Source organism: Mesorhizobium alhagi CCNWXJ12-2 (genome assembly GCF_000236565.1).
In the GTDB taxonomy this organism is placed as follows: Bacteria; Pseudomonadota; Alphaproteobacteria; order Rhizobiales; family Rhizobiaceae; genus Allomesorhizobium; species Allomesorhizobium alhagi.
In genome coordinates this window covers 1-15,748 of the sequence record NZ_AHAM01000167.1, presented here as the reverse complement: position 1 = coordinate 15,748, position 15,748 = coordinate 1, and the positions used below count along the sequence as shown (strand labels likewise).

14 protein-coding genes are annotated in these 15,748 nt (G+C 63.1%); 3 read left to right on the top strand and 11 right to left on the bottom strand.

The window, feature by feature from the left end:
• Window positions 1–24: 24 nt before the first annotated feature.
• The 3 genes from MAXJ12_RS19065 to MAXJ12_RS19055 all read right to left on the bottom strand — a co-directional run bounded on the left by MAXJ12_RS19065 (window position 25) and on the right by MAXJ12_RS19055 (window position 3,798).
• Window positions 25–1,212 (bottom strand): glycine C-acetyltransferase, encoded by a 1,188-nt coding sequence (locus tag MAXJ12_RS19065; RefSeq protein WP_008837600.1) that lies wholly within the window; start codon window positions 1,210–1,212, stop codon window positions 25–27.
• 108 nt (window positions 1,213–1,320) lie between these two features.
• On the bottom strand, window positions 1,321–2,289 hold the full coding sequence (locus tag MAXJ12_RS19060; protein ID WP_040586900.1) for an alpha/beta hydrolase: 969 nt from the start codon (window positions 2,287–2,289) through the stop codon (window positions 1,321–1,323).
• A 294-nt stretch (window positions 2,290–2,583) separates the two neighbouring features.
• On the bottom strand, window positions 2,584–3,798 hold the full coding sequence (locus MAXJ12_RS19055; RefSeq protein ID WP_008837597.1) for an acyl-CoA dehydrogenase: 1,215 nt from the start codon (window positions 3,796–3,798) through the stop codon (window positions 2,584–2,586).
• Window positions 3,799–4,046: 248 nt separating this feature from the next.
• Here MAXJ12_RS19055 and MAXJ12_RS19050 point away from each other — a divergent pair, with 248 nt between their 5' ends.
• A complete protein-coding gene (locus tag MAXJ12_RS19050) occupies window positions 4,047–6,122 on the top strand; it encodes a putative bifunctional diguanylate cyclase/phosphodiesterase (RefSeq protein WP_008837596.1) in 2,076 nt (691 codons plus the stop codon).
• Between the two features lie 131 nt (window positions 6,123–6,253).
• Here the strand turns inward: MAXJ12_RS19050 and MAXJ12_RS19045 are convergent, their stop codons facing one another.
• Window positions 6,254–7,159 carry a LysR family transcriptional regulator gene (locus MAXJ12_RS19045; RefSeq protein WP_008837595.1) on the bottom strand — a complete coding sequence of 302 codons (906 nt, stop codon included), beginning with the start codon at window positions 7,157–7,159 and terminating at the stop codon, window positions 6,254–6,256.
• A 95-nt stretch (window positions 7,160–7,254) separates the two neighbouring features.
• Between MAXJ12_RS19045 and MAXJ12_RS19040 the strand changes: the two genes are divergently transcribed.
• Window positions 7,255–8,133 (top strand): aldo/keto reductase family oxidoreductase, encoded by an 879-nt coding sequence (locus MAXJ12_RS19040; protein WP_008837594.1) that lies wholly within the window; start codon window positions 7,255–7,257, stop codon window positions 8,131–8,133.
• A gap of 186 nt (window positions 8,134–8,319) precedes the next feature.
• Here the strand turns inward: MAXJ12_RS19040 and MAXJ12_RS19035 are convergent, their stop codons facing one another.
• The 4 genes from MAXJ12_RS19035 to MAXJ12_RS19020 form a co-directional block, all read right to left on the bottom strand.
• Entirely contained in the window at window positions 8,320–9,234 is a 915-nt protein-coding gene (locus tag MAXJ12_RS19035) for a sigma-70 family RNA polymerase sigma factor (RefSeq protein ID WP_008837592.1), read from the bottom strand.
• Window positions 9,231–9,530 (bottom strand): hypothetical protein, encoded by a 300-nt coding sequence (locus MAXJ12_RS19030; RefSeq protein ID WP_008837591.1) that lies wholly within the window; start codon window positions 9,528–9,530, stop codon window positions 9,231–9,233. Before MAXJ12_RS19030 ends, MAXJ12_RS19035 begins: the two co-directional genes overlap by 4 nt.
• Window positions 9,531–9,630: 100 nt before the next feature.
• The gene (locus MAXJ12_RS19025) at window positions 9,631–9,855 is read right to left on the bottom strand and encodes a hypothetical protein (protein ID WP_008837590.1); all 225 of its coding nucleotides are present in this window, start codon (window positions 9,853–9,855) and stop codon (window positions 9,631–9,633) included.
• 151 nt (window positions 9,856–10,006) lie between these two features.
• Window positions 10,007–12,052: an oxidoreductase gene (locus tag MAXJ12_RS19020; RefSeq protein WP_008837589.1), complete on the bottom strand. Its 2,046-nt coding sequence runs from the start codon at window positions 12,050–12,052 to the stop codon at window positions 10,007–10,009.
• Window positions 12,053–12,179: 127 nt separating this feature from the next.
• On the opposite strand from MAXJ12_RS19020, the gene queF reads away from it, so the two are divergent.
• A complete protein-coding gene (queF, locus tag MAXJ12_RS19015; protein ID WP_008837588.1) occupies window positions 12,180–12,641 on the top strand; it encodes a preQ(1) synthase in 462 nt (153 codons plus the stop codon).
• Between the two features lie 26 nt (window positions 12,642–12,667).
• Here the strand turns inward: queF and MAXJ12_RS19010 are convergent, their stop codons facing one another.
• The 3 genes from MAXJ12_RS19010 to MAXJ12_RS35335 all read right to left on the bottom strand — a co-directional run.
• The gene (locus tag MAXJ12_RS19010; RefSeq protein ID WP_008837587.1) at window positions 12,668–13,852 is read right to left on the bottom strand and encodes a mandelate racemase/muconate lactonizing enzyme family protein; all 1,185 of its coding nucleotides are present in this window, start codon (window positions 13,850–13,852) and stop codon (window positions 12,668–12,670) included.
• 63 nt (window positions 13,853–13,915) lie between these two features.
• A complete protein-coding gene (locus MAXJ12_RS19005) occupies window positions 13,916–15,568 on the bottom strand; it encodes an ABC transporter substrate-binding protein (RefSeq protein ID WP_008837586.1) in 1,653 nt (550 codons plus the stop codon).
• 42 nt (window positions 15,569–15,610) lie between these two features.
• Window positions 15,611–15,748 (bottom strand): trimethylamine methyltransferase family protein (locus MAXJ12_RS35335; protein WP_008837585.1); only part of this gene is annotated, 138 nt, incomplete at its 5' end.

Genomic DNA, 15,748 nt, shown 5'->3' with positions numbered 1-15,748 from the left:
GGAATCTCTGATTGGATTCTTATGTCAGGCGGGAACCACTAGCTCCTTGCCAACTTCTCCAAACGCTTCCACAGCGCGGTCGATATCTTTCTCCGAATGCGCGGCCGACATCTGCGTGCGGATGCGCGCCTGGCCCTTCGGCACGACGGGAAACGAGAAGCCTATGACATAAATGCCGTGGCCGAGCAGTCGTTGCGCCATTTCCTGCGCGAGTGCGGCGTCGCCCAGCATCACCGGTATGATCGGGTGGTCGGCCCCGGCGAGTTGGAAGCCGAGCTTGGTCATGCCGGTGCGGAACCGCGCAGCATTGTCATAGAGCGTCCGCCTCAGGCCGTCGCCGGCCGCGATCATGTCGAACACTTTCAGCGAGGCGCCAGCGATCGCCGGCATCAGTGTGTTGGAAAACAGATAGGGCCGCGAGCGCTGGCGCAGCCAGTCCACCACCTGCCCCTTGCCGCTGGTATAGCCCCCCGAAGCGCCGCCGAGCGCCTTGCCAAGCGTGCCGGTGATGATGTCGACGCGGCCCTCGACGCCGCAATGCTCGGGCGAGCCGCGGCCGTTCTTGCCGACGAAGCCGACGGCATGGCTGTCATCGACCATCACCATGGCGTCGTATTTTTCGGCGAGATCGCAGACGCCCTGAAGATTGGCGATGATGCCGTCCATCGAAAAGACGCCGTCGGTGGCGATCAGCTTGAAGCGGCTGCCTTCGGCCTTCTTCAATTCTTCCTCAAGTGCCGCCATGTCGTTGTTCGCGTAACGAAAACGCTTCGCCTTGGAGAGCCTGACGCCGTCGATGATCGACGCATGGTTCAGCGCGTCGGAAATGACCGCGTCCTCTTCGCCGAGAAGCGTCTCGAACAGGCCGCCATTGGCGTCGAAGCACGAGCCGTAGAGGATCGTGTCTTCCATGCCGAGGAAGCCGGAGATCTTCGCCTCCAACTGCTTGTGCTCTTCCTGCGTGCCGCAGATGAAGCGCACCGAAGCCATGCCGTAGCCATAGCGGTCGAGCGTGGACTTCGCCGCCTCGCGCAGTTCCTCGCTGTCGGCGAGGCCGAGATAATTGTTGGCGCAGAAGTTCAGGAGGGGCTTGCCGCCGACCTCGATCGCCGCCGATTGCGGCGAGGTGATCACGCGCTCGGATTTGTAGAGACCGGCCGCTTTCAGCCCTTCGAGTTCGGAAGACAGGTGGGAAAGAAACGCATCGCTCATTACAAAACCGCCTTGTTGGAAGTCGCGACCGACATTCGCGCCACATATGGCAAAAAGCTATCGGAATTGCGACCGGCGGCGATGAGCGCCCGGTGCATCGGTTGCAAATTATCTTCGCTCCACGTCATGGCCAGACGTTCGGCGCAAGTGCTCGACAAGAAACTCGACCTGGTCCGCAGCCACTTGCTCGAAGAGTTCTCCGTGATAGAGGTCGAAGTGATCCGCCGGATATTCCTTGACGCGAGCCAGTGTGGACTCTTTGGCTGCCTCCTTGACGAAATCGGCAGACACCTCGACGTCATGGCTCGCCAGCGTGAAAAGGAGAGGCGCGCGGATGCGTCCGACCGCACCCTTCCTGTAGCGGGGCGCCTGTAGAAAGAATCGCGCCGCGACCAAGTTCCTCCAGGTGGGACTGCCCTTTTCCACTGCCTCGAAGCGCTCGGCCAAGGCGGGATCGGTGAAGAACGCTTCGCCTGGCTCGCCATATACATTGAGGTAGCGAGGGGACTTTCCGAACAAGCCTCTGGCCCAATCCTCCACCGCAGCTTTGAGCAGCCTCGCGGTGGTCGTAGCGAACTGGACGGCAGAGACGTTCTGCCTTGTCATCCTGGCCGAAAAATCCGCGCCTCGCAGCACGTCCAGCGCCGGCATATTCGCAACCACAGCCGCTATCCGGGCATCCTCGCCGGCAATGGCGATGACATGACTTCCACCGAGGGAGGTGCCCCACAGCGCGACCTTCGCCGGATCGAGTTCGGCCGAACTCCTGGCGAATGCAATGGCGCTCCGAAGATCCTGCCGCTGCTTCTGTACGTCGACGATCTGCCGGGGTTCGCCCTCGCTTTCGCCGAAGTGACGGTAATCGAAGATCAGCGCAGCAAGGCCCGCACCAACAAACGCCTGAGCAAATGACGGCAAAATCCAGTCCATGGTTCCTGAAAAGCCGTTCGCCAGGATGACACTGGCGAATGGTGGCGTTGCTTTCGGCAACAGGAGCCGTCCGGCACAGGAAAGTCCGTCTGACAGGAAACGAATCCGGTGCTCTGTGTAGGGGATACGAGGCGAATTTTCCCTCATGCGTGGCCTCCTCGGGGACCGGCATTGTCTCAAATATGGTAGCTGTTACAAACGAACCGACGCCGAAACGCCCATTCTCAACGGCTCGTTCCGATTCCGCATCCAATGAGCAAGTTCCAGGTGGGGCGTTGCCGCTTGTCGCTTCTCCCCGTTTACGGGCAGAAGATGCCGGCAGGCAGATGAGGGGCAGCGCCAGATTGCGAGGTCTGGTGTCGCCCTCATCCGGCCTCCCGAGTTGAGTGGAGGGGCGGGCCTTCCTTCTCCCCGTTCACGGGGAGAAGCGAGAGAAAAACCTCAGAAAAACGCCTGCAATCCCGTCTGCGCGCGGCCGAGGATCAGCGCGTGCACGTCGTGCGTGCCTTCATAGGTGTTGACCGTCTCGAGGTTCTGCGCGTGGCGCATGACATGATAGCCGATCTGGATGCCGTTGCCGCCATGCATGTCGCGGGCCTGGCGAGCAATGTCGAGCGCCTTGCCGCAATTGTTGCGCTTGACGATCGAGATCATCTCCGGCGCCATCTTGCCCTCGTCCATCAGCCGGCCGACGCGCAACGAGCCCTGCAGGCCGAGCGCAATCTCGGTCTGCATGTCGGCGAGCTTCTTCTGGAAAAGCTGCGTCTGCGCCAGCGGCCTGCCGAACTGTTTGCGGTCCAGCCCATACTGCCGCGCCCGGTGCCAGCAATCCTCCGCCGCGCCCATTGCGCCCCATGAGATGCCGTAGCGGGCGCGGTTGAGACAGCCGAACGGCCCTTTCAGGCCCGACACGTTGGGCAGCAGCGCGTCTTCGCCGACCTCGACGCCTTCCATGACGACTTCGCCTGTGATCGACGCGCGGAGCGAGAGCTTCCCGCCGATCTTCGGCGCCGAAAGCCCCTTCATGCCCTTTTCGAGCACGAAGCCGCGGATCTGGTTGTCGTGCGCCGCGGACTTTGCCCACACCACGAAAACATCGGCGATCGGCGCGTTGGATATCCACATTTTCGAGCCGGAAATGCGGTAGCCGTTCGCCGTCTTTTCCGCGCGCGTCTTCATGCCGCCCGGATCGGAGCCAGCATCCGGCTCGGTCAGACCGAAGCAGCCGATCCATTCGCCCGAGGCCAGCTTCGGCAGGTATTTCTTGCGCTGCTCCTCCGAGCCGTACGCGTGGATGGGGTACATGACCAGCGAGGACTGCACGCTCATCATCGAGCGGTAACCGGAATCGACGCGCTCCACCTCGCGCGCGACCAGCCCATAAGTCACATAGCCGGCGCCGATGCCGCCATATTCCTCGGGAATGGTGATGCCGAGCAGGCCTGCCTCGCCCATCTCGCGAAAGATCGAGGGGTCGGTGACTTCGTTGAGATAGGCTTCCTCGACGCGAGGCGCGAGCTTGTCGGCGGCAAAGCTTGCAGCCGCGTCGCGGATCATCCGCTCCTCTTCGCTCAGCTGATCCTCGAGAAGAAAGGGGTCGTTCCAGACGAAGGACGCGGCGGCCTTGGCCGTCCTGCTTTCAAAATTCATGATCATTTCCGAAATTTTTCGTGGGGTTCGGCGGACAGTTTAAAGGGTTATGCCCGGCAGTGAAATGCCTATTATCGAGGCATGCCGCAGCGAATCCGCGAAATCGTTCCTATTCCCGCAACGCATCGCTAACCAGCATCCATGTTTGCAGCGCACGGCGACGCTGCGCCGGCTTGACTTGCCGACATGTTAACCCTTTGCCGGACATGGTCCGATGACGTATCGGGAATTGGGGTTCCGGGGGTTATTTTCATATGTCGCAGCAGCCGGTAAACACCAGCGCTCGAAAGCTTATCCTGCTCTTCAAGGGAGCCTACTGGATCGCGCTTCTGATCATCGCCGCGATGGCGATGGCCTCCTTCATCCTGCTGCAGCAGATGATGGCCGCGCAGCAGCACGATCAGACTTTGCTGGCTCTCACCGGCACCCAGAAAGCGCTTTCGCAGCGAGTCGTGTTCCTGGCCAACGCCGCCGACAGCGCGCCGCGCACCGAGCAGCCGGCGCTGGTGCGCCTGCTTAAGGAGGCGACAAACGAGTTCGAGAAGAATTACGACCTGCTGCTGGACCAAACAGGCGCCAATCCGATGTCGCCCGCCCGCCACGACCCGCAGACAGTGGAAGGCGTGTTGTTCGCAAAGCCGCACCATCTCGACTACTTCTCCATGGGACTTGCCGCGAATGGCTGGCGCTTCATCGCCGCACTCGAATCGCAGCTCGGCATCGACACTTCCGGCGTCGGCTACATGGCCGGCCGGGAGCGGGCGCGGCTCGACGAGACGGTCGCGCGCGCCACGCTCGACGGCTACGCAGCCCTTGGCGAGCGCATCGCCTCCAATGCCGACCAGCGCCTGGAAAGCCTGCTCGATCTCCACCGCACGCTGTTCTACGCCACGATCGGCATCATCGTGCTCATCGCGCTGTTCATCTTCCGGCCGATGTCGAACGTCATCCTGCGTCGGACCCACGAACTGGTCGACGCCCGCAACTCCATGGCCTTCATCGCCGTCCATGACGGTCTGACCGGCCTCTACAACCGCACCTTTTTGACCGACCATTTCGATACGCTGATCAAGGGCGCGCGCCGGCGCCAGGAACGCCTCGCCGTCGTCCAGATCGACCTCGACCGGTTCAAACAGATCAACGACACGCTCGGCCACGCCGCTGGCGACTACGTCCTGGTCGTGACCGCCCAGCGCATGCGCGATTCATGTCGCGCCTCCGACCTTTGCGTGCGGCTCGGCGGCGACGAATTCGTCATGATCCTGAACGGCGCCGGCGCCACTGAAGACATCAACATGGTCGCCAAGCGCATCCTGGAATGCATCAACGAGCCCATCAGCTTCCAGGGCGCGACAGTCCACCCTGGCGCCAGCGCCGGCATCGCCGTCTACCCTGTCGACGCCGACAACGCCGCCGACCTGACCGTCCATGCCGACCTTGCGCTATACTCGGCCAAGAAGCTCGGCGGCGGCGCGTTCTCCTTCTTCTCGGAGGAGCTGCGGCGCGAACTGGAGCACCGCAAGCAGCTCGAAGCCGACCTCAAGGCGGCGATCGCGCTGGAATCGTTCAGCATCTATTACCAGCCGCAGGTTTCGATCTCGAACGGGACGATAACCGGCGTCGAAGCACTGGTGCGCTGGAAGCACCCTGAGCGCGGCATGATCTCGCCAGGCGAATTCATACCGGTCGCGGAAAAGTCCGGCCTGATGGCCGCGATCGGCCGCATCATCGTGCGAAAGGCGGTTCAAGAGGCCGCCGAATGGCACCGCGCCGGCATCGGCTTCGGCCGTCTCGCCATCAACGTCTCGGGATCGGAACTGCGCGAGAACGACTTCGACAGCTTCCTGTTCGAGACCCTGGAAAGGGCAGGCCTGCCGCCCGAAAAACTGTCGCTGGAAATCGTCGAATCCGTCATCCTGGACGACGAGAAGACCGGCATCGCGGCGAAACTGCGCCATATCCGCTCCGCCGGCGTGCACCTGGAACTCGACGATTTCGGCACCGGCTACGCCTCGCTCAGCCACGTCAATCCCAACGAGATCGACCGCCTGAAGATCGACCGCCGCTTCGTCCAGAACATCAATTCGAACGGCGACAATTCCAAGATCGTGCGCGCCATCACCGAACTTGCCCGCGGCCTCGGCATCTCGATCATAGCCGAAGGCGCCGAAACCGAAGCCGAGCTCGACTCCCTCGTTTCGATCGGCTGCGACCAGGTCCAAGGCTACCACATCGCCTTCCCCATGCCCGACGAAAAAGCCCGCGAATGGCTGATGTCACGTGCGCCGAAGAAGCCAGTGCTGAAAGTGCTTCAGGGGAGCCGGGCATAAGGGGACGGGCTCGGCGTTTAGTGGGCGCCCGATGGAATTGATCCGCCCAAGTTGGAGTTTCTGACCTACGCCCGCTGTTGCAGTCTGCGTTGAGCCACGCAGTGTAAGGCTCGTGCTCGAGAGAGCAGACATCAAGATTGGTCAGCCCTGATGAAGTCGATGAATGCACGCAGCGGCGCCGGCACGAGACGCCGTCCGGGATAATAAAGGAACGGCCCCGAGAAGCCCTGCCACCAGGGTTCGAGGACGGGTTCCAGGGCGCCGCTATCAAGATGCGGACGCAGCCAGCCCTCGAACAGCTTCACGATGCCGACGCCGGCGACCGCGGCTTCAACGGCGAGATCGGCTGCTCCGCCGAGCCCTACGATCAGCGGCCCCGTGGGATCGACCCGCACCACCTCGCCGTCGCGCTCGAACTCCCACGGCGTCGTCAGCGCACCGCTGGGAAAGCGGCCGAGCAGGCAGGCATGATCAAGCAGTTCGCGGGGGTGTTCGGGCCGGCCGTGTCGATCGAGGTAAGCCGCGGATGCGGCGGCGGCGAAGCGCTGGACGCGAGGCCCGATCGGCACCGCAATCATGTCCTGTTCCAGCCGCTCCTCGTAGCGGATGCCCGCGTCGCATCCGGCCGCCAGCACGTCGACGAAGCTCTCCTCGGCGACCACCTCCAGCCGGATGCCGGGATAGGCCGCGAGGAACGGCGGAACGATGCCGGGCAGCACCAGCCGCGCGGCGCTGACAGGGACGTTCAGGCGCAACGAGCCCGCCGGCTGATTGCGAAAGCCATTCACCACGTCGAGGGCTGACTCCACTTCGGTCAACGCCGGGCCGAGCCGCTCCAGCAGGCCATGACCAGCTTCGGTCAAGACGACGCTGCGCGTCGTCCGGTTGAGCAGCCTCACGCCGAGCTGCGCTTCAAGGCGGCGCACCGCCTCGCTCAACCCTGACGGGCTGGTTCCGCTCTGCCGCGCGCCCTCGCGAAAGCCCCTGGCGCGCGCAACCGCCACGAAAGCATTCAGATCACCCAGATCGAACTTCACTGTTCGCCACTCCGCACAGCCTGTGCGGATTGTACCCGGTTATCACGAGGATGACCAAGGTCTATCTCTGCCTCGTCAGACAAGGGAAAAAGATCATGACCAGCATCGCACAATCCGAAACCTTCGTCCTCGGTGATCGCACCGTGAAGCGGCTTGGCTACGGCGCCATGCAGCTCGCAGGGCCAGGCGTGTTCGGCCCGCCCAAGGATCGCGACGCGGCATTGGCCGTGCTGCGCGAGGCCGTCGCACAAGGGGTGAACCACATCGATACCAGCGACTTTTACGGCCCGCACATCACCAACCGGCTCATCCGCGAGGCGCTCGCGCCTTATTCCGACGATCTCGTCATCGTCACCAAGATCGGCGCGCGGCGCGGCGCGGATGGATCATGGCTGCCGGCCTTCTCGCCCGAAGAACTGACCCAGGCCGTGCATGAAAACTTGCACAATCTCGGACTCGACGTATTGGATGTGGTCAACCTTCGCATCATGTTCGACCCGCATGGCCCAGCCGAAGGATCGATCGAGGCGCCGCTTACGGCCCTGGCCGAGCTTCAGCGGCAGGGTCTGGTGCGCCATATCGGTTTGAGCAACGTCACGCCTAATCAGGTCGCCGAAGGACGCAGCATCTCCAGGATCGTCTGCGTGCAGAACCAGTATAATCTCGCGCATCGGAGCGACGATGTCTTGATCGACGACCTTGCCCGCGACGGCATCGCCTATGTGCCGTTCTTTCCGCTCGGTGGGTTCAATCCGCTGCAGTCGTCCATTTTGTCCGACGTCGCTCAGCGCCTCGACGCCACGCCCATGCAGGTCGCTCTCGCCTGGCTGCTTCGCCGGGCGGCGAACATCCTGCTGATCCCCGGCACCTCCTCTGTTGCGCATCTACGAGAAAACCTCGCCGCGGCCGAACTCGATCTGCCGAACGATACGCTCGATGCACTGGATGGCATTGCGATGAGGGTCGCCGCCTGAAGGTGTACTAAAGGTTCGTTGCGTAGAGGAAGATCCGCAATCGGATGGAAAGTTGACGGTGATGGTGCTTGCCACCGTCCGCTTTCCGCCCCGCAGCGGACTCTTGTCCAGCATAAAGCCGGCGTCGGGTCCCTTCAGCGGGAAAATCGCGCCGCCCGCCGTGATCTAATCCTCCCGCCCAACGGGTCAGCCAAGCGCAATCACATCCGCATCCGCCATCGCATACCGGGCGTAGCGAAAGTCGCGGATGTTCAGGACCTCGTCGCCGGACCATTGCAGCAGGATAAAATAGCTCGGGGCGCCGGAAGGGTCGCTCTCGTCGAACACCAGCACGGCGGGACGCCTCTCGACGAAACCCGGAGCGAAACGCCAGCCGCTTATCCGCGAATAATTGCCGAAATAGTTCGCCACCTCGCGCCGGCCGTTCATCCGGCTCTGGTTGACCAGTTCGAGCCGCACCTCGTCGGCCAAAAGGTCGCGCAGCGCATCGAAGTCGCGTGCATTGAAGCGGTCGACATAAAGCGCAAGGCGTGTGCGCTCGCGCTCCTCCAGCACAGGCGGCGCAAGGTCGTCCGGCTCGCCGGCCAGTTCGCGCAGCCGCATGCGGCCGCGATGCAGCGACGCCTTGATCGAAGGCATGGTCATTCCGGTGACGCCGCCGATCTCCTTGAGCGAATAGCCGAGAACGTCCATCAGGATCACGCTGCTGCGCTGCGCCACCGGCAGGCGCATGAAGGTGCGCAGGCTTGCCGCGGCCGCCTGGCGATCGTCCACGGCGGATACGGGATCGGCGATCATTTCCGTTTCCTCGTCTGATCGGACGGCATTTTGCCGGGTCTGGCGGCGCAGGAAATCGAGTGCCGTGTTGTGGGCGATGCGAAACAGCCAGCCCTCCGGCCGGGCGATCGGTCCTGCCTTGGGCAAGGCCTCCATCGCCCGCAGCAGCGCCTCCTGCAGAATATCCTCGCCGTCTATGACGGAGCCGGCCATGCGCGCGCAATAGCGATGCAGCTTAGGCCGCAACTCGCGAAACAGCCGGGCGAAAGTCTCGCTTCCGTCCGGCCGGTCGGCATGTGGTGCATTGGCCGGATTTTCGTTCACGCGCCGAGCATCCGGTAGTCGCCGACTATGCTCGCCTCGTTCGCCTGCGGCTGCTCCATCAGACGCTCCTTGATATCCGCCTGGAATTTTCGGAAGGCATCCAGCTTGGGGAGAATACTCTCGCCGCCGTCGTTCTCGACCAGGTGCACGAAAGAGCCGTCGGCGAGTTTCAGGGCGATGTAGCGGATTCCATCCGGCGCCTGCGCGTGAAGTTCCTTGAACACGTTCTGGATCAGGCGTTCGTTCTCCTCGGTGTTTTCGGGCTTGGTCCGGTATCGTATCAGAGTTCGTTTCATGGCAGCTACTCCGTTGGTGTGTCCTGCCATAAGACGTCCGGGACATGCGAAAGGATTCGCCTGGACAGAAAATTTCAGCCTGACGCTACAGTTCCATTGGCTATTCCGTGCCAGGCGCAGTCCGGCGCGTGTCGCGCTTGGTCGTGCGCGCCCCGGTTCCTGCACGGGATTCGTTCCCAGGCCGTGCACCGTCGACAATGTTGAGATTGCGCACCGTCAGATCGTCGACTTCCAGTGATCGGATACGCGCCTTGCGGATAGAAAGGCGGCCGATTGCCATTGCGCCGAAGGCGAGAGCGCCGACAGCGACCGCGCCTATGGCCATTGCATGGAGCGCCGCTGGTCTAGAATGCGCGACCTGCGACGGACGGATGCGGGTAAGCATGTTCAACCGCTCCCGGTGGTTCGAACTTGGCCAACGCGAGCCGGGGCAGGATGTTCCTGATAGAAACCTGCGGCCCGTCGATCTGCGTCTGCTAAATCCGCATCGCGAACCTGATGCCGTCATAGACCGCGGCGTGGATGTTTCGCGCCGCCACAGCATCGCCGATGCGCAGCAGCGTGAAGTCGGCATCCGGCTCCTTCTGTGGGAAAATCTCGCCGCCCTCGACCAGTTTTTCGTAGTCGACCGCGCCGCCATTCTTTGAAAGCGGCTTCAGGGCGAGATAGAGATCATCCAAAGGCAGCGTTCCGTGCTCCACCACCACCTGGTCGACGCGGCGCTCATCCCGCCAGCCTTCGGCGAAATCGGAAGAAAGCGTCGCAACTAGTTGATTTCCTTCGCGCCGCACGGCGGCCAGCCGCGTGTTGATGGTGATGGTCACGTCTTTCTCGTGGAAGGCGCGCATGTAAGGTACGTGATTCATGCCGCCCATTTCGGGCGCGAAAAAGCGCTCCGGCGAGACCAGTTCGAGCTTTGCTCCGGCATTGGCGATCAGTTCGGCCGCGGTCATGCCCTGATGGCCGCCATTGTCGTCGTAGAGCAGCACGCTTTCGGCCGGCTTCACGCTGCCCGCGATGATGTCCCAGCTCGACGTCACCAAATCGTCGCCCGCCTCCAGCGGCGGGTTCTGCGGCAGGCCGCCGGTGGCGACGATGACCACGTCCGGCGAGAGCGCCAGCACATCGTCCCTCTCGGCCCATGTGTCGTAGCGGATTTCGACGCCGAGCCGCTCCAGTTCGGAAAGCCGCCAGTCGACGATGCCGATCAATTCCCGGCGGCGCATGTTCTGCGCGGCAAGCCGGACCTGCCCGCCCGCCTGCCCCGACGCCTCCAGCACGGTCACGGAATGGCCGCGTTCGGCGGCGACGCGCGCCGCTTCGAGCCCCGCCGCGCCCGCGCCGATCACCACGACTTTCTTCGTTGGCCCGTCCGCCCGGCGGATCACATGCGGGATCGTCGCCTCGCGTCCGGTCGCGGCATTATGAACGCACAACGCCTCGCCGCCCTCATAGATGCGATCGAGGCAGTAGGTCGCGCCGACGCAGGGGCGGATTTCGTGTTCGCGGCCCTCCATCACCTTTCTGACGATGTGCGGGTCGGCGAGATGCGCGCGGGTCATGCCGACCATGTCGAGCTTGCCGGCAGTGATCGCGTGCCGCGCGGTCGCAATGTCGGCAATGCGGGCAGCATGGAACACCGGGAACTTCGTCACCGCCCTCACCTCGCCGGCAAAGTCGAGATGCGGCGACGAGCGCATGCCGGTGATCGGGATGACGTCGGTCAGCGCCGCGTCCGTCTCGATATGGCCGCGGATGATGTTGAGGAAATCGAATTTTCCGGACTGCGCCAACCGCCGCGCGATCTCGACGCCTTCATCCTTCGACAGGCCGGCGGAAAAATCCTCGTCGGCGACCATGCGGATGCCGACGACGAACTTTTCGCCGACCGCCTTGCGCACCGCATCGATCACCCGCCAGGTGAAGCGCAGCCGGTTTTCCAGCGAGCCGCCGTATTCGTCGTCGCGAAAATTGGTCGCCGGCGACCAGAACCCGTCCATCAGATGGCCGTAGGCCTCGAACTCCATGCCATCGAGGCCGGCCGCCTGCATCCGCTGCGCAGCACTCGCATAGTCGGCGACGATGCGGTCGAGGTCCCAGTCTTCCGCGATCTTCGGAAACGAGCGGTGCGCCGGTTCGCGCACCGGCGAGGCCGAGAGCACCGGCAGCCAGTCCGCCCTGTTCCAGCCCGTGCGGCGGCCAAGATGCGTCAGCTGGATCATCACCTTGCAATCATGCTCGTGGCAGGAATCGGCTAATTCCTTGAGCCACGGCACGATCTCGTCGCGATAGGCTTGGAGGTTGCCGAAGGCTGCCGGGCTGTCGCGCGAGACGATCGCCGAGCCCGCCGTCATGGTCAGCGCCATGCCGCCCTTGGCCTTTTCGGCGTGATAGAGCCGGTAACGCTCCTTCGGCATGCCGTCTTCCGAATAGGCCGGCTCGTGCGCGGTCGACATGACGCGGTTCTTCAGCGTCAGGTGTTTTAGCTGGTAGGGCTGGAGAAGCGGGTCGTTGCTCGTCATGGTCTTTTGTTCCGACACAATATGCCTATAAGCGCCCGCTAAAGCATGATCCCGCAAAGTTGCGGACAAGATCATGCGGCCAATCAACACGCTCATTCCGATTGCATCGGCATGAGAGGAGCAGAAGATGACCGTAACGGAAAACCTTACCCAACTCGGCGCGCGCGTGGAAACACCCGCCTCGCCGGACGCCGCTATCCTGGAAACCGTGCCTTACACGCGAGGCGACGGCCCGCCGGCAATCGTGCGCTTCACCTGCCCGGAATTCACCTCGCTCTGCCCGGTGACCGGCCAGCCCGATTTTGCGCACATCGTCATCGACTACGCGCCCGACGCCGCGCTGGTGGAATCCAAGTCGCTGAAGCTGTTCATGGTCTCGTTCCGCAATCATGGCGCGTTCCATGAGGATTGCACGGTCATGATCGCCCGCCGCATCATCGAGGCGACGAAGCCGCTGTGGCTGCGCATCGCCGGCTACTGGTATCCGCGCGGCGGTATCCCCATCGACGTGTTCTGGCAGACCGGTGCCCCACCCGAAGGCGCGTGGCTGCCGGATACCGGCGTCGCGCCCTACCGCGGCCGGGGTTGAGCGGCGATCTGTGACTCCACCCTGCATCAGTTCAACGGCAGGCGGCGGTAGCGGCCGGGATTGTTCGGATCATTGAAATGGCCCATCGGGCCGTTCTCGGCGAAATGCGCCGACCAGCGCTTCATAGCCTCCGGATCAAGCTCGACGCCTAGTCCGTCGCCTTCCGGCACACGCACGGTGTTGCCGGTCTGGCGGAAAGGCCCGTCCCTGATCACGTCTCCCACCTGCCAGCGGAACAGCGACTGCGAGGCTTCGGTGATCCACGGCGTCGCAGCGACGACGTGAAGATAGGCCGCCGTCATGATCCCGAGATCGTTCGAATAGCACCAGAAGCCTTTGCCCATCGCCTCGCAGGCGGCGATGAATTTCAGCGTCTTCGACAACCCGCCGAGCGCGGCGAAATTGCAGACGAAGTAGTCCGGCGCGCCGAGCGCCACCGCCCGCCTCAGATCCGGCACGTGCGTCGAGAAGGGAATGGTGGAATGCTGTCTCAGCGCAGCCATTTCCTCGAAGGTGGCGACCGGGTCCTCGTAGTTGCGGATGTTGTAGGGCTCGATCTCACGCAGCACCCGGCGCGCCGTGGTCAATGACCACTGCATGTTGGAATCGAGCCTGATCTGGGCATCCGGCCCCAGCGCCTCGCGCAACATGCGCACCGTCCTGATCTCGAGCGCCGGATCGCCCATTATGAGCTTGCCTTCGAATATCGTGGAGCCATGCTCCTCCCGCATCCTCAGGCAGTAATCGACGATCGCCTCCGGCGTCATCTCCCCGCCGGCGCCGTTGTGCCAAGGGCGGAACGAGAAATATTCCGAGAACGGGATATCCTTGCGCACCGCTCCGCCAAGCAGCTTATAGAGAGGCATGCCGAAGACCTTGCCGCGGATATCCCACAATGCAAGCTCGACCGCACCGAAAGCAACCGAGGAAGCATTCTCGCCGGTATTGGCGGTGATCTGCCACGGCGGCACGCAACGCGCCTCGCAATCGGCGAGGTCGAGCGGGTCGGCACCGATCAGCGCCGGCGCAATCTCGGCCTTTATGACCTCGCCGAAATGCCACCAGGGCGCTTCGCCCAGACCCACGGCGCCTTCGTCGGTCTCGACCTCGACGATCGATTTCGACGCGCCGCCATAGAGACCGGCGGTCCACCAGAACGGCGCATCCAGCGGCACGTTGACATGGGTGACGCGGATATTGGTGATCTTCATCGCACTACCCTCAATCCCAAATCGTCACCAATGCCGGCATTGGCGCAGCCGGCCGCGAGGCCGTCATGCCGTCTCGAGCCAAACCTTCTGCAGATCCATCTGGAAGGTCGGGTGGATGCCGTGGTCCTTCACCGCATCGGCCATGTGGCAATAGAGCGACTGCCAGAACGGCTGGATGATGACGCCGGAGTCCTGAAGTATCTGTTCGATGTCCTTCATGATCTCGCGGCGTTTTTCCGGGTCGACGATCGCGAGCGCCTCGTTGAGCTTGGCGTCGAATTCGGGATTGGAATAACCGCTCTCGTTCCAGGCCTCTCCGGTCCTGTAGCCGAGCGCCAGGACCTGCACGCCCAGCGGGCGCATGTACCAGATGGTCATCGAATAGGGATACTTCGTCCAGTCGTTCCAGAAGGTGGAGCCCGGCAGAACCGTGCGCTTCACCTTGATTCCGGCTTCGCGCAGTTGCGCCGCGATGGCGTCGCCCGTGTTCTTCTGCCAGTCGTCCTCCACGGTTATCAGATCGTGCTCGAAGTCGATCTGTCCGGCCTCCTCCATAAGCTTTTTCGCACCCTCCACATCGCGCTGCTTCTTCGGCAGTTCGGCGTATTCGGGATGGATCGGAGCCACATGATGGTTCTCGCCGACCGTGCCGCGGCCGCCATAGCCGAGTTGCAGCACCACCGTATTGTCGACCGCCATCTGAAGGCCGTTGCGCACCCGCTGGTCGTCATAGGGCTTGTTGGTGACATTGGTGCGCGCGACAAGCGTCGTCGCCGTCGCCACTTCCGATTTCACCAGGCCCAAGCTGTCGAGTATGTCGACATAGTCGGCCGGCGTCTCGAAATTGGCATGGATTTCTCCGGATTCGAATGCACTGAGCATTGCCGAGGGATCGGTGCCGTAGTCGATGAACTCTACACCGTCCAGCAGCGCCTCCCCGCCCCACCAGCTTCCGTTTTCCCGGCGTTTGACCACGGCCTTGGTGCCGACATCGTAAGACACGAGCTCGAACGCCCCCGTTCCGATCGGCTTGGCGACCGGATCGGCGCCCTCCGCCTCGAAGTTCCGGTGCACGACCAGCGCCGGATAGTCCGTCAGATTGGGAATGATGGAAATGTCCGGGTTGTTGAGCGTCAGCTTCACCGTATGGTCGTCGACGCGGGTGATGGCGCCTTCCCGGGCGCGCCCGGTCGCCTCATCGATCAGCGAGCCCACCCGCGCGGCCATGGAATTGCCCGTGGCCGCCTTGTCGCACCAGCGATTGAGGTTGAAGATCACGTCATCGGCGTTGAACTGGTCTCCATTGTTCCAGGTCACGTCCTTCCTGACGTGCAGCACATATTCGGTGGCTTCGTCGTTCACGTCCCAGCTTTCGAGCAGAACCGGTTCGAAGGTGAATTCCCGCGTATAGGCGACCAGCGGCTCCAGGAACGTGCGGGTGATGTTCGCCATCTCCACCCAGTCATAGGTGCGCGGATCCTTCTGCGCCTTTACGGCCATCGCCACCTTCAGCACGCCGCCCTTCTTGGCTTCCTGGGCCACCGCCTGCGTAGGAGCGGCCAGCCCGATCATGCCATAGGCGAGTGCGGTCGACGCGCCCATCGCGCTCGCCATCGCCAGGAATTCGCGCCGATCCATGCGCCCGGACCGAGCCGCCTCGGCCATCCGCTCAACCACCGCGGGCACGCGGTTTTCATTGCTTTTGAAGAATGCCATGGGTTCCTCCCTGATGTTCCCTTATTGCTTGTTCCCGTCGCCTCAGTACCAGGCATCGTCCATCTGGCCCTTCCGGCGCGCGATGAAATCCTGCAGCGCCTCGTCGATGGCTTCGTCCAGCGGCGGCGCTTCATATTCGGCGAGCGCCTTCTTCCAGCGCTTGTTGGCGCGGATGGCGGC

What these genes read in the sequence shown, in the direction of transcription:
- MAXJ12_RS19065 (WP_008837600.1), bottom strand. Translation starts at nt 1,212, where the DNA reads ATGAGCGATGCGTTTCTTTCCCACCTGTCTTCCGAACTCGAAGGGCTG.
- MAXJ12_RS19060 (WP_040586900.1), bottom strand. Translation starts at nt 2,289, where the DNA reads ATGAGGGAAAATTCGCCTCGTATCCCCTACACAGAGCACCGGATTCGT.
- MAXJ12_RS19055 (WP_008837597.1), bottom strand. Translation starts at nt 3,798, where the DNA reads ATGATCATGAATTTTGAAAGCAGGACGGCCAAGGCCGCCGCGTCCTTC.
- MAXJ12_RS19050 (WP_008837596.1), top strand. Translation starts at nt 4,047, where the DNA reads ATGTCGCAGCAGCCGGTAAACACCAGCGCTCGAAAGCTTATCCTGCTC.
- MAXJ12_RS19040 (WP_008837594.1), top strand. Translation starts at nt 7,255, where the DNA reads ATGACCAGCATCGCACAATCCGAAACCTTCGTCCTCGGTGATCGCACC.
- MAXJ12_RS19030 (WP_008837591.1), bottom strand. Translation starts at nt 9,530, where the DNA reads ATGAAACGAACTCTGATACGATACCGGACCAAGCCCGAAAACACCGAG.
- MAXJ12_RS19025 (WP_008837590.1), bottom strand. Translation starts at nt 9,855, where the DNA reads ATGGCCATAGGCGCGGTCGCTGTCGGCGCTCTCGCCTTCGGCGCAATG.
- MAXJ12_RS19020 (WP_008837589.1), bottom strand. Translation starts at nt 12,052, where the DNA reads ATGACGAGCAACGACCCGCTTCTCCAGCCCTACCAGCTAAAACACCTG.
- queF (WP_008837588.1), top strand. Translation starts at nt 12,180, where the DNA reads ATGACCGTAACGGAAAACCTTACCCAACTCGGCGCGCGCGTGGAAACA.
- MAXJ12_RS19010 (WP_008837587.1), bottom strand. Translation starts at nt 13,852, where the DNA reads ATGAAGATCACCAATATCCGCGTCACCCATGTCAACGTGCCGCTGGAT.
- MAXJ12_RS19005 (WP_008837586.1), bottom strand. Translation starts at nt 15,568, where the DNA reads ATGGCATTCTTCAAAAGCAATGAAAACCGCGTGCCCGCGGTGGTTGAG.